A 12,456-nucleotide genomic window follows, 5' to 3' on the forward strand; every position below is an offset into this window, starting at 1 on the left:
AGGATGAAAAATAATTTAAAATATACAAGAAATATAGGTATAGCTGCACATATTGATGCAGGAAAAACTACAACTACAGAACGGATTTTATTTTATACTGGAATAAATCATAAAATAGGTGAAGTTCATGATGGGACAGCTACTATGGATTGGATGGAACAAGAACAAGAAAGAGGAATAACAATAACTTCTGCTGCTACAAAATGTGAATGGTTATATAATAATAACATTTATAAAATAAACATTATTGATACGCCTGGTCATGTTGATTTTACGGTAGAAGTAGAAAGATCTTTAAGAGTTTTAGATGGGATGGTAGCATTATTTAGTGCAGTAGATGGTGTAGAACCACAATCAGAAACAGTTTGGAGACAAGCAGATAAATATAAAGTACCTAGAATAGGTTTTGTCAATAAAATGGATAGACAAGGAGCAGATTTTTTTAATGTATGTGAACAAATTAAATCTAATTTAGGTGCTAATTGTTTGATATTACAGATACCTATTGGTATAGAAGATAATTTTAAAGGAGTTGTAGATATTATATCTAAAAAAGCTATAATTTGGGATGAAAAAAACTATGGTTTATCCTATAATATAAGAACGATGCCTGAAGGATTATTAGAATTAACTAATAAATATAGAAAGATTTTGATAGAAACTATATCTGAATATGATTATGATATAATGGGAAAATATTTTTCTAATCCTAATGAAATATCAGAAAATGAGATTATATCATCTATTAAAAAATCTACAATCAATCTTGATCTTGTTCCAATGATTTGTGGATCCTCTTTTAAAAATAAAGGAGTACAAGTAATGTTAGATACTATCTGTCGATATTTACCATCTCCAATTGAGATAAAGGAAACAAAAGGTATAAATCCAAAAACAGAAAAAGAAGAAATCCGTAAACATAATTCTAATGAACATTTTTCTGCTTTAGCATTTAAAATAGCCACTGACTCTTTTGTAGGTCGTTTAGCTTTTTTTAGAGTCTACTCAGGCCAATTAAAGTCTGGAACATATATTTTGAACTCTCGTTCAGGAAATAAAGAACGTATATCAAGAATATATCAAATGCATGCTAATAAACAAAACCCTGTAAATCTTATTGAAGCTGGAGATATAGGGGCTGCAGTAGGATTTAAAGATATTAAAACTGGAGATACTTTATGTGATGAAAATTATCCAATTATATTTGAAAATATTTCATTTCCTGATCCAGTAATTGGATTAGCTATTGAACCCAAATATAAATCTGATATAGATAAAATGAGTTTAGCGTTATCTAAATTATCAGAAGAAGATCCAACTTTCATAGTACGTAATGATAAATATACTGGCCAAACCATCATATCCGGTATGGGAGAATTACATTTAGAAATTATTTTAGATAGAATTGAAAGGGAATTTAAAGTAAAAGTTAATAAAGGGAATCCTCAGGTAGAATATAAAGAAGCATTAACTAATTCTATTGAGCATAGAGAAATATATAAAAAACAAACTGGAGGACGAGGTAAATATGCTGATATTTTATTTAAATTAGAACCTGGAAAAAAGGGGGCTCAAGGATTGGAGTTTATAAATAAAGTAAAAGGAGGAAATATTCCAAAAGAATATATCCCGTCAATAGAAAAAGCTTTTAATGAAGCTATGAAGAATGGTCCCTTATATGGATATGAAATAAATAATGCAAGAATTATATTAATAGATGGTTCATATCATTCTGTAGATTCTGATCAATTATCTTTTGAATTAGCTAGTAAAATTGGATTTAAAAATGCAGCAAAGAAGACAAATCCTATTATTTTAGAACCTCTAATGAAATTAGAAGTATTAACTCCTCCAGAAAATATGGGGAATATTGTAGGTGATCTAAATAGAAGAAGAGGTATTATACAAGGGATGGAAGAAAATCGAAGTAATTCCAAAATAATAAAAGCTCTTGTTCCTTTATCCGAATTATTTGGATATGTAACTATTTTACGTACATTATCTTCTGGAAGAGCTACTTCTACAATGGAATTTTATAAATATCAGCCAGCTCCAGTTCCATATAATTTTTTAAATAAAAAATGATTATGAAGATAAAAATTAAATTAAAATCATATGATTCTTATTTATTAGATCAATCTGTTTTTAGAATAGTCAAATTTGTAATTTCAACGGGGGCAAAAGTAAATGGTCCAATACCATTACCAACTAAAAAAACAATTTATACAGTTTTAAGATCTCCTCATGTTCATAAAAAATCTCGTGAACAATTTCAATTATCAAATTATACAAGGTTATTAGAAATATGTAATGCTGGACCTAATACTGTAGATGCCTTAATAAAATTAGAATTAGCTAGTGGTGTTGAAGTAGAAATAAAAGTATAAATGATTATGTCAGGAATAATAGGTAAAAATATTGGGATGACTAGTATATATGATGAATCAGGATTTAATGTTCCATGTTCTATAATAGAAGCAGGTCCATGTATTGTTTTACAAATAAAAACTAAAGAAAAAGATGGATATAATTCTTGTCAATTAGGTTTTGATGAAAAAAAAAACACCAATAAACCGTTGTTATTTTTTTTTAAAAAATTTAAATCTACACCTAAAAAAAAAATATTTGAATTCCCTATAAGAGGAAATATAAAATCGGGTAATATAATTAAATTACATTTTTTTAATGAAAATGAATTAGTTAACATAACTGGGATTTCGAAAGGAAAAGGATTTCAAGGTGTTGTTAAACGTCATGGATTTTCAGGTGTAGGAGAAAGGTCTCATGGGCAACATAATAGGTCTAGAGCTCCTGGCTCTATAGGTGCAGGTTCTGACCCCTCAAGAGTATTTAAAGGTACTAGAATGGCAGGTAGAATGGGGAATAAGAAAGTAACTCTAAAAAATAGAAAAATATTAAAAATCGATTTATTAAATAATTTTTTCCTTATAAAAGGATCTGTTCCTGGGGCTAAAAATTCTTATCTAATAATTAAAAAACTCAACTCAAATGAAAATAACAATATTTAATAATTCAGGTATAGAAACAGGTAGGTACTTAAAAGTAAATAATTGTTTTCTAAAAAAAGAAAATAATAATATTTTATTTCTTGATATAAAGAGATATTTATCCGACCAAAGACAGGGGACCAATAAATCTAAAGAAAGAAGTGAAATTACAGGAAGTACAAAAAAAATTCAACGTCAAAAGGGAAGTGGAAATGCAAGAAAAGGAGATATAAAAAACCCGATATTTAGATCTGGGGGACGAATTTTTGGTCCGAAACCAAGGAATTTTAATATAAAAATTAATAATAAGTCTAAATTTTTAGCCCAAAAAACTATACTAAATTTTAAGTTAAGAACCAATAAAATAAAAGTGATAGAAGATTTTAAAATTAATATTATAAAAACTAAATTAGTCTTGAAAATTTTTAAGAGATTAAATTTTAATTTTAAAAAATCATTAATTATTTATAATAAAAGAAATGATATTTTGTTTTTTTCATCTAGAAATTTCAAATTTACTAATATTTTGTCAATTAATGAATTAAATAGTTATGAATTAGCAAATTCCGACTATTTAGTTTTTTTCGAAAGTGCCATAAAAAAAATATTAAAATTGTAAATATGTTTGTTAAAACCAATATATCAAATATATCTTTTATTTCTAATAAAAATGATTATTTTCTATTTTCTGTCTTTTTTTCTAAAAAAGAAATTATTAATTATATAAAGAAAATATATAAAATTCCTGTTTATGAAGTAAAGACTCAGATTTTGTATAAAAAAAAGAATAGACGACTGAAAAAAGTCTTTTTAAGATTATCTAAAAATAAATCTGTAATATGTCAATAAAAAAAACTAAACCAATAACTTCTAGTCAAAGATTTAAAGTTATAAATACATTTAAAGAAATAACCAAAAAAAATCCTGAAAAAACTCTTTCTAGAGGTAAAAAAAAAACAGGAGGTAGAAATTCTTCTGGAAGAATAACTATAAGATATTTAGGTGGGGGACATAAAAAAAAATATAGAATTATAGATTATAAAAGGAATAAATTTGGGATACCTGCTATTATAAAACATATTGAATATGATCCTAATAGATCATGTTTTATTTATCTTCTTTTTTATATAGATGGAGAAAAAAGATATATACCTTCAATTAATGGTTTAAATATAGGTAATAAAATTTTATCAGATAAAAAAACCCCTCCAGAATTAGGAAATGCTATGTATATAATGAATATCCCTTTAGGGACTATAATTTCTTGTGTAGAACTGATTCCAGGGAAAGGAGCAATATTAGCACGTAGTGCTGGTTCATATGCACAATTAATTGCAAAATCAAAAAGATTTGCTACAATTAAATTACCTTCTGGAGAAAAACGTATGGTATTATCAACATGTATGGCAACTATAGGATCTATTTATAATTCCGATCATAAATTAGAAATGGATGGTAAAGCAGGAAGAAAACGTTGGTTAGGTAGAAAACCAAGAACTAGGGGAGTAGCCATGAATCCAATAGACCATCCGATGGGCGGTGGTGAAGGAAAATCATCTGGAGGACATCCCAGAAACAGAAATGGGATTCCTTCTAATGGATTTAAAACACGAAATAAAAAAAAAATTACCAATAAATATATTATAAAAAAATAAAAGATTATGCCACGTTCCTTAAAAAAAGGTCCATATGTTAATTATAAATTAATAAAAAAAATTATTTTGAATAATTTGAACTTAAAAAAAAAAATTATAAAGACTTGGTCTAGATCATCTACTATTACTCCTGAGTTTATTGGAAACACAATAGCAGTTCATAATGGGAAAATTTTTATTCCAATATATATATCTGAAAATATGGTGGGTCATAAATTAGGAGAATTTGCCCCTACTAGAATTTTTAGAGGCCATTCAGGATCTAAAAAAAAAACAAAAACAAAAACAAAAAAATAAAAATTTAATTTAATTTAATTTAATTTAATTTAGTAATGGAATCAAATAATTTTTTTTTTAAAAAAAAAAGAGCTACTAGATCAGTAGCTGATGTTAGCAATCTTTATTGTTCTCCACGTAAATTACGTTTAGTTGCAGATCTTATTCGTAATAAAAAAGTAGAATATTCTTTATTTATACTTAAAAATTTAAAAAATAAGGGGGGACATATAATCTATAAAATATTATTATCATTAATTTATAATTGGAAAAATGAAAATTATGAAAAAAATATAAATAATTATAATCTTTATATAGAAAAAGTATTAATAAACCAAGGATATCAATTTAAAAAAATTCGTCCTGCTCCTCAAGGACGATGTAATAAAGTTAGAAAAAGATATAGTAATCTAAAAATTATTCTAAATAGTAAATTTCAATTTAAGAATTATGGGACATAAGGTAAACACATTATCTACTCGATTAGGATTAATTGTTGGATGGCAATCGTTATGGTATAGTCATTATCCAGAAAGAATAAAAGAAGATTTTCAGATAAGAAAATATTTGGAAAATCGTTTATCAAAAGCTAATCTATCTAGAATCTATATTGAAAGATACTTAAATAAAGTTATTATAACTATATCTAGTTCCCGTCCGTCGATTATAATAGGTAAAGGTGGGTCTGAAATATATAAATTAAAAAAAGAATTAAATATTTTGACATATAAAAATATATTAATAAAGATTTTTGAAATTAAAAAACCAGAATTAGATGCTGTTTTAGTTTCTAAAAGTATAGCTAGTCAATTAGAAAATAGAGGTTCTTATAAAAAAGCAATCAAAATCTGCATATCTGCTGCCTTGCAGGTTAATGTGGAAGGGATCAAAATAAAAATATCAGGGCGTCTTAATGGAGCAGAAATGGCACGTAAGGAAACTTATAAAGAAGGTAGAATTCCTTTATCGACTTTTAGGGCGGATATAGATTATCATATGACGGAAGCTCATACAAATTATGGAATAATAGGTATAAAAGTATGGATTATGAAAGGAGAAATTTATGGAAAAAAGAATATATTTAATATTTTTAACTTTAAAAAAGTTTATGATTCTGATGAGGATTATGAATTATTATATTCAGATGTAGATTAAAAATTTTAATGTTATGTTACAACCTAAAAAAACTAAATATGACAAACGACATAAAGGTCGTATAAAAGGTAATGCTACAAGAGGAACAAAATTATGTTTTGGAAAATATGGTATAAAATCATTAGATCCAGGATGGATTACAGATAGACAAATAGAGTCTGCACGTGTTGCAGCAACACGTTATATGAAAAGACAAGGAAAATTATGGTTAAATATATTTCCTGATAAACCTGTAACTAAAAAACCTCAAGAAGTTCGTATGGGGAAAGGGAAAGGTGGAAGAGATCATTGGGTATCAGTAGTAAGACCAGGAAGAGTATTAATTGAAGTAGATGGTGTTGATTTATTGATTGGGAAAGAAGCGCTTAGATTGGCTTCTCAAAAATTACCAGTAAGAACAAAATTTATAATTAAAAATGCGTAAAAAAAAAAAAGAAAAAATAGGAATTGTTATTAGCAATAAGATGAAAAAAACAATAATTATATCTGAAACAAAGAGAATAAAACATCCTTCTTATAAAAAAGTAATTTTAAAAAGAAAAAAATATTATGTTCATGATGAATATAATATTTCAAATGAAGGTGATTTAGTAAAAATTATTGAGACTAGACCTTTAAGTAAGCAAAAATTTTGGAGATTATTAAAAATTGTAAAAAAATATGTTACAACAAGAATCAAGAATTAGAGTAGCAGATAATTCTGGAGCTAAAGAAGTTTTATTAATAAGAGTTTTGGGAGGTACAAGAAAAAAATATGCCTATATAGGAGACACAATAATAGTTTCTATAAAAGAAGCAATAGCAGGATCTAGTGTAAAAAAAGGACAATTATATAAAGCAGTTGTCGTAAGAACAAAAAAAACAATAAGACGTAAAGATGGATCTTATATTAGATTTGATGATAATGCATGTGTATTATTAACTAATACAGGAGAAATGAAAGGAACCCGTATTTTGGGACCAGTTTCTAGAGAATTAAGAGATAAAGAATATACTAAAATTGTATCATTAGCTACAGAAGTATTATGAATAATATGAATTATTGCCCAAGACCTAAATTTTTATATAAAAAAAAAATAATTAATAAATTAATAGAAAAATTTAATTATAAAAGTGTTATGCAAGTTCCTCAACTTAAAAAAATAGTAATTAATCAAGGAATTAATGTCTTAATTTCTGATAATAAAACTAGAAATAATGCTATAAATAATATTACTGCAATAACTGGTCAAAAAGCGGTTTATTGTTTATCAAAACGTGATGAATCTGGTTTTAAATTAAGAAAAGGAATACCTATAAGTATTAAAGTCACTTTAAGAAGAGATATTATGTATGAATTTTTAGATAGGTTAATTAACATCGCTTTACCTAGAGTTCGAGATTTTGTAGGAGTAAATAAAAATAGTTTTGATGGAAAAGGAAACTATAATTTAGGGATTTCTGAGCAAATTATCTTTCCAGAAATAAATACTGATTCTCTCAAAAATCATTTTGGGATGAATATAACATTTGTTACTTCATCTAAGAATAATAAAGAAGCTAAATATTTATTATATTTATTTGGGTTACCTTTTAAAACAAAACAAAAATAAAATGTCTAAAGAATCTATAAAAGCAAGACAAAAAAAGCGTCAAATGATGGTGTTAAAATATGCAAAAAAACGTCAAATTCTAAAATTAAATAGAGATTATGAAGGGTTACAAAAATTACCAAGAAATTCATCTCCGATACGTTTACATAATTTATGTTCTTTAACTGGAAGAACAAAAGGATATATGAGAAAATTTGGAATATCACGTATTGAATTTAGACGATTAGCTTCTCAAGGTTTTATCCCAGGTATTGTTAAAGCAAGTTGGTAATTATGATTACAGATCCAATAGCTGATTGTTTAACTAGAATTAGAAATGGATATTTATCAAATATTCTGATAATAGAAATTCCATATTCAAATATAAAAAAAAACATAATTAAAATATTATATAATCAAGGTTTTATATCAAGTTATAAAATAGAAAAAATTAATAACTATAAATTAGTTATAAAAGTAGCTTTAAAATATAATAAATATACAGGTACATCTGTAATAAAATGTATTAAAAGAATAAGTAAACCGAGTTTAAGAAAATATTGTAATTCTACCAATATTCCTCGTGTTCTTAATGGATTAGGAATTGCAATTATATCTACTTCTAAAGGTCTTATGACTGATAAAATCGCACGTAAAAAAAAAATAGGTGGAGAAATAATCTGTTATATTTATTAAAACTATGTCTAGAATTGGTAATATCCCAGTATTAATACCTAATAATGTTTTTGTTAAAAAACAAGATAATATCATTTATATAAAGGGACCTTTAGGTAAATTAAATCAAAAAATTATTGGTGATATTAATATTATTATTAATCATAATAATATTATTGTTAAAAGAAAACATAACGATAAAAAAAATAGGGCTTTACATGGATTATATCGTATGTTGATTTATAATATGATAAAAGGTGTATCTAATGGATTTCAAAAGAAATTAGAATTAATAGGGGTAGGATTTAGAGCAAATATTAACAATAACAAAATTTTAAATTTAAATATAGGATATTCTCATAATATCATGATAAAATTACCTCAATCTATTACTTTAGAAGTAAAAATGGAAAAAAATAAAAAGACTCAGATTATTTTAAAATCTTATGATAAACAATTATTAGGGATAGTAGCGGCAAAAATAAGATCTTTAAGAAAACCTGAACCCTATAAAGGAAAGGGAATTCGTTATATCAATGAATATGTTATTAAAAAACCTGGGAAATCTGCTAAATAAATGAAAAAATATACAATTAGAAAAAAAATATTTGGTTTTTTAGAAAAACCAAGAGTTTCAATATTTAGAAGTAATAAACATATATATGCTCAAGTAATAGATGATTATAAGGGCAATACTTTAATTTCTGCATCATCAAAAAAACTTTTAAAGTTTTATAAAAAAAGAAGAGAAAAAAAAATAACAAAAAAAGAATTATCTTATAAAATAGGAAACCTCTTAGGGAAGATAATTAAATCTTATGGAATATCTAAAATTAGATTTGATAGAAATGGATATATCTATCATGGAAGAGTCAAAGCTTTAGCCAAAGGCTTAAGAAATGTAGGCTTGCAATTTTAAATTGTATTATTTATGACCGTTTTAAACAAAAAAATAAAACTAGAACTAAAAGAAAAGTTAGTTATGGTAAATAGAGTTTGTAAAGTTACTAAAGGTAGAAGATATTTTAGTTTTACTGCTTTAGTAATAAAAGGAGATGAAAATGGAGTTGTAGGTTATGGTCTTGGAAAAGCAAAAGAAGCACAAGATGCAATCTATAAGGCGGCTGAAAAAGCTAAAAATAAATTATTAAAAATAAATATTATTAAAGGAGGGACAATACCTCATGAACAAGAAGCCAAATATGGTGGAGCACGTGTATTGATTTGTCCGGTTCCGGAAGGAACTGGAATAATTGCTGGTGGTGCTGTCAGATCAGTTTTAGAAGCGGTTGGATTAACAAATGTGTTATCTAAATCAAAAGGATCTTCTAATAAAATTAATTGTATAAAAGCCACAATATTAGCTTTATCTAAACTTAGAACAGTAAATACTATAGCTCTAGAAAGAGGAATATCTATAAGTAAAATCCTAAATGGATCAGATAATTATTAATTAGCTTGATGAGAAATGATATTAAATTATTTAAATGTATCTGGAAAAAAAAGATTAGGTAGAGGTCAAGGGTCTGGAAAAGGTGGAACGTGTACTAAAGGACATAAAGGAGCAAAAGCTCGGTCAGGAAATTCTAAAAAAATAGGTTTTGAAGGTGGTCAAATGCCCTTACAAAGAAGAATTCCAAAATTTGGATTCAAAAGAAAAAAAAAAAAAGATTATATCTTAAATATAGATACAATACAATATTTAATAAATATTGGTAAGATAAAAATTAATCGAGATCTTTTGTTTAAAAAAAAATTAAAAATAAAAATCTTAGGAAGAGGAAAATTAACAGATAAAATAAATATAACTGCTAATAAATTTAGCAAAAAAGCATATGAATGTATTAAAAAGAATTGTGGTAATATAATTATGAATTATGAATATTAAAAAAAGAGATTTTATCTCAAAAATATATTATACTTTATTTATTATAATAATCTATCGTTTGGGATATTTTATTCCTCTTCCTTTTCTAAATAATAGAGTTTCGATTTTATCTTTAGGAATTATGCCTTATATATCAGCCTCAATATTAACACAATTAATGTGTTATATGTTTCCGTTTTTCTATAAAATCCAACAAGATGGTGAAATAGGAATAAAAAAAATAAATAATATTACTAAAGTATTAACGATATTAATATCATTAATACAAGCTCCTGTGTATATTAATATGACACTAAGTGAATTTTCTTATTTTATAAATTGTAAAAACATATTGATGATTACATCAATAATCTGTATAACTACAGGTACATTTTTTACAATGTGGTTAGGAGAAAAAATTAATGCTAAAGGAATAGGAAATGGTAACTCATTAATAATAATGAGTGGGATATTATCTCGTTTTATATATTCTATAATAGATGAAATTTTAAATCGTATAAAAAATCAATTATTAGGTATAACAATATTATTGTTTGAATTATTCATTTGGTTATTAATTATTGGGATTTCTATAATCATAATTAATTTTGTCAAAAAAATACATATACAATATGTAAATAAATTAAATAATTATTCTTCTAATTTAGAAGAAGTCTATCTAAGAAATGAGATTAAATTTATTCCCTTAAAAGTAGTTTATCCAGGAATTATGCCTATAATCTTTTCACAAGGGATATTAATAACAATTTTTAAGAAAATAAATAACATTAATAATATATATGGTATATGGTATAATCTATTATATAGTATATTAATAATAATAATAACATTTTTTTATACATTTTTATCTATTCCTGTTAAGAAAATTTCAGATGATTTAAAGATCAATGGAGTATATATTCCAAATATAAAACCAGGTAAAGATACTTGTTTTTTTTTAAAAAAAATTGTATCACAAATATATTTTGTGGGATCATTATTATTAGTAATAATAGCTTTATTACCGTCAATCTTTATATCTCTGGGGGGAGATAAAAATTTTTCTTTCTTTTTTGGAGGGACTACAATCATAATTATGGTAGGAGGATTATTAGATATAAAATATACTATAAATAGTTATATATTATAATGGCAAAAGAACAACATATTGAAGTAGATGGAATAGTAATAAATGCATTACCTAATGCAATGTTTAAAGTAGAATTAGAAAATAAATGTATTGTAACTTGTAATATTACCGGGAAGATTAGAATGAATTATATTAAAATTTTACAAGGTGATAAAGTTCGTTTACAAATGTCTTCTTACGATTTAAGTAAAGCTAGAATAATATATAGATATTAATATGAAGAAGGTAACGTCTTTAAAAAAAAGAAGTGACAATTGTAAAATTGTGAAACGGAAAGGTTGTTTAAGAATTATTAATAAATTCAATCCTAAATTTAAACAAAAACAAGGTTAATGGCTATAGTTTCGGGTATAGAAATTCCAAATAATAAAATAGGACTAATAGCTCTTACTTATATATTTGGAATAGGACTTAGTACATCTAAAAGAATATTTAAAGATACAGGGATTGATGAAAATCTAAAAGTTAGAAACTGGTCAGATGAAGATATAAATAAAATAAGAAAATATATTTCTTCTAATTTAAGAATAGAAGGAGAATTAAGGTTTGAAATACAATTAGATATAAAAAGAATGATCGAAATAGGATGTTATAGAGGAATACGTCATAGAATAGGATTACCTGTAAGAGGTCAAAAAACTAAAAATAATTGTAGAACAAGAAAAGGAAAAAAGAAAACAGTTGCCAATAAAAAAAAAATTAAATAAATGGAAAAAACTTTTAGAAAAAAAAAATCAAGAAATTCTATCGTAGGAGAAGCTCATATTAAATCAACATATAATAATATTATAATAACATTAACAAATAAAAAAGGAGATGTTATTGCATGGTCTTCAGCAGGGAAAATGGGATTTAAAGGTTCTAAAAAAAATACACCATATGCAGCTCAAATAACTGCAGAAGATGTGGCTGAAAAAGCTTTAAATGCTGGAATAAAAAAATTAAAGGTAATAGTAAGGGGTCCAGGTGCAGGAAGAGATGCGGCTATTCGTGCATTAGTAAATAAAAATTTAATTTTATTAGTAATAAAAGATATTACCCCTATCCCTCATAATGGCTGTAGACCTCCTAAAAAAAGAAGAATTTAAAATAAAATAAA

24 protein-coding genes are annotated in these 12,456 nt (G+C 25.2%); all 24 read left to right on the forward strand.

Annotated features, from left to right (window positions below; translation table 11 throughout):
- The first annotated feature begins 3 nt into the window (after positions 1-3).
- The 24 genes from fusA to rpsK are packed head-to-tail and all read left to right on the forward strand — an operon-like array spanning position 4 to position 12,445.
- Entirely contained in the window at positions 4-2,085 is a 2,082-nt protein-coding gene (gene fusA, locus MP018_RS01035; RefSeq protein WP_259288623.1) for an elongation factor G, read from the forward strand.
- The gene (gene rpsJ / locus MP018_RS01040) at positions 2,082-2,387 is read left to right on the forward strand and encodes a 30S ribosomal protein S10 (RefSeq protein WP_259082749.1); all 306 of its coding nucleotides are present in this window, start codon (positions 2,082-2,084) and stop codon (positions 2,385-2,387) included. The genes fusA and rpsJ overlap by 4 nt, the downstream gene beginning before the upstream one ends.
- Positions 2,388-2,393: 6 nt before the next feature.
- Positions 2,394-3,029 (forward strand): 50S ribosomal protein L3, encoded by a 636-nt coding sequence (gene rplC, locus MP018_RS01045; protein WP_259082748.1) that lies wholly within the window; start codon positions 2,394-2,396, stop codon positions 3,027-3,029.
- Entirely contained in the window at positions 3,010-3,627 is a 618-nt protein-coding gene (gene rplD, locus MP018_RS01050) for a 50S ribosomal protein L4 (protein WP_259082747.1), read from the forward strand. The genes rplC and rplD overlap by 20 nt, the downstream gene beginning before the upstream one ends.
- 2 nt (positions 3,628-3,629) lie before the next feature.
- Complete coding sequence (locus MP018_RS01055) at positions 3,630-3,857, forward strand: hypothetical protein (protein WP_259082746.1); 228 nt, start codon at positions 3,630-3,632, stop codon at positions 3,855-3,857.
- Positions 3,848-4,663 carry a 50S ribosomal protein L2 gene (gene rplB / locus MP018_RS01060; protein ID WP_259082745.1) on the forward strand — a complete coding sequence of 272 codons (816 nt, stop codon included), beginning with the start codon at positions 3,848-3,850 and terminating at the stop codon, positions 4,661-4,663. The genes MP018_RS01055 and rplB overlap by 10 nt, the downstream gene beginning before the upstream one ends.
- Positions 4,664-4,669: 6 nt before the next feature.
- On the forward strand, positions 4,670-4,960 hold the full coding sequence (gene rpsS, locus MP018_RS01065) for a 30S ribosomal protein S19 (RefSeq protein ID WP_259082744.1): 291 nt from the start codon (positions 4,670-4,672) through the stop codon (positions 4,958-4,960).
- 35 nt (positions 4,961-4,995) lie between these two features.
- Entirely contained in the window at positions 4,996-5,400 is a 405-nt protein-coding gene (locus MP018_RS01070) for a large ribosomal subunit protein uL22 (RefSeq protein WP_259082743.1), read from the forward strand.
- A complete protein-coding gene (gene rpsC, locus MP018_RS01075; protein WP_259082742.1) occupies positions 5,390-6,094 on the forward strand; it encodes a 30S ribosomal protein S3 in 705 nt (234 codons plus the stop codon). The genes MP018_RS01070 and rpsC overlap by 11 nt, the downstream gene beginning before the upstream one ends.
- A gap of 13 nt (positions 6,095-6,107) precedes the next feature.
- Complete coding sequence (rplP, locus tag MP018_RS01080) at positions 6,108-6,518, forward strand: 50S ribosomal protein L16 (protein ID WP_259082741.1); 411 nt, start codon at positions 6,108-6,110, stop codon at positions 6,516-6,518.
- A complete protein-coding gene (gene rpsQ, locus MP018_RS01085) occupies positions 6,511-6,780 on the forward strand; it encodes a 30S ribosomal protein S17 (protein ID WP_259082740.1) in 270 nt (89 codons plus the stop codon). The genes rplP and rpsQ overlap by 8 nt, the downstream gene beginning before the upstream one ends.
- On the forward strand, positions 6,755-7,123 hold the full coding sequence (gene rplN, locus MP018_RS01090) for a 50S ribosomal protein L14 (protein ID WP_020931721.1): 369 nt from the start codon (positions 6,755-6,757) through the stop codon (positions 7,121-7,123). The genes rpsQ and rplN overlap by 26 nt, the downstream gene beginning before the upstream one ends.
- A gap of 5 nt (positions 7,124-7,128) precedes the next feature.
- The gene (gene rplE / locus MP018_RS01095; RefSeq protein WP_259082739.1) at positions 7,129-7,686 is read left to right on the forward strand and encodes a 50S ribosomal protein L5; all 558 of its coding nucleotides are present in this window, start codon (positions 7,129-7,131) and stop codon (positions 7,684-7,686) included.
- A 1-nt stretch (position 7,687) separates the two neighbouring features.
- Positions 7,688-7,957: a 30S ribosomal protein S14 gene (gene rpsN / locus MP018_RS01100; protein ID WP_020931723.1), complete on the forward strand. Its 270-nt coding sequence runs from the start codon at positions 7,688-7,690 to the stop codon at positions 7,955-7,957.
- A gap of 2 nt (positions 7,958-7,959) precedes the next feature.
- Entirely contained in the window at positions 7,960-8,361 is a 402-nt protein-coding gene (rpsH, locus tag MP018_RS01105) for a 30S ribosomal protein S8 (protein ID WP_259082738.1), read from the forward strand.
- Between the two features lie 4 nt (positions 8,362-8,365).
- Positions 8,366-8,917, forward strand: a complete 552-nt coding sequence (gene rplF / locus MP018_RS01110; protein WP_259146540.1) for a 50S ribosomal protein L6 — start codon at positions 8,366-8,368, stop codon at positions 8,915-8,917.
- Positions 8,918-9,259 carry a 50S ribosomal protein L18 gene (gene rplR / locus MP018_RS01115; protein WP_259082736.1) on the forward strand — a complete coding sequence of 114 codons (342 nt, stop codon included), beginning with the start codon at positions 8,918-8,920 and terminating at the stop codon, positions 9,257-9,259.
- Between the two features lie 12 nt (positions 9,260-9,271).
- Positions 9,272-9,793 (forward strand): 30S ribosomal protein S5, encoded by a 522-nt coding sequence (gene rpsE, locus MP018_RS01120; RefSeq protein ID WP_259288624.1) that lies wholly within the window; start codon positions 9,272-9,274, stop codon positions 9,791-9,793.
- Positions 9,794-9,808: 15 nt separating this feature from the next.
- Positions 9,809-10,228 carry a 50S ribosomal protein L15 gene (gene rplO / locus MP018_RS01125; RefSeq protein ID WP_259082735.1) on the forward strand — a complete coding sequence of 140 codons (420 nt, stop codon included), beginning with the start codon at positions 9,809-9,811 and terminating at the stop codon, positions 10,226-10,228.
- Positions 10,218-11,357, forward strand: a complete 1,140-nt coding sequence (locus tag MP018_RS01130; protein WP_259082734.1) for a preprotein translocase subunit SecY — start codon at positions 10,218-10,220, stop codon at positions 11,355-11,357. Before rplO ends, MP018_RS01130 begins: the two co-directional genes overlap by 11 nt.
- Positions 11,357-11,572 carry a translation initiation factor IF-1 gene (gene infA / locus MP018_RS01135; protein WP_007743732.1) on the forward strand — a complete coding sequence of 72 codons (216 nt, stop codon included), beginning with the start codon at positions 11,357-11,359 and terminating at the stop codon, positions 11,570-11,572. Before MP018_RS01130 ends, infA begins: the two co-directional genes overlap by 1 nt.
- A 1-nt stretch (position 11,573) precedes the next feature.
- Positions 11,574-11,690 carry a 50S ribosomal protein L36 gene (gene rpmJ, locus MP018_RS01140; protein ID WP_259082733.1) on the forward strand — a complete coding sequence of 39 codons (117 nt, stop codon included), beginning with the start codon at positions 11,574-11,576 and terminating at the stop codon, positions 11,688-11,690.
- Positions 11,690-12,064: a 30S ribosomal protein S13 gene (rpsM, locus tag MP018_RS01145; protein ID WP_075049062.1), complete on the forward strand. Its 375-nt coding sequence runs from the start codon at positions 11,690-11,692 to the stop codon at positions 12,062-12,064. Before rpmJ ends, rpsM begins: the two co-directional genes overlap by 1 nt.
- Positions 12,065-12,445, forward strand: coding sequence for a 30S ribosomal protein S11 (gene rpsK, locus MP018_RS01150; protein WP_259082732.1), 381 nt, complete (start codon positions 12,065-12,067; stop codon positions 12,443-12,445).
- Positions 12,446-12,456: the final 11 nt, after the last annotated feature.

It is taken from the genome of Candidatus Karelsulcia muelleri, from assembly GCF_024818015.1.
In the GTDB taxonomy this organism is placed as follows: Bacteria; Bacteroidota; Bacteroidia; order Flavobacteriales; family Blattabacteriaceae; genus Karelsulcia; species Karelsulcia muelleri_C.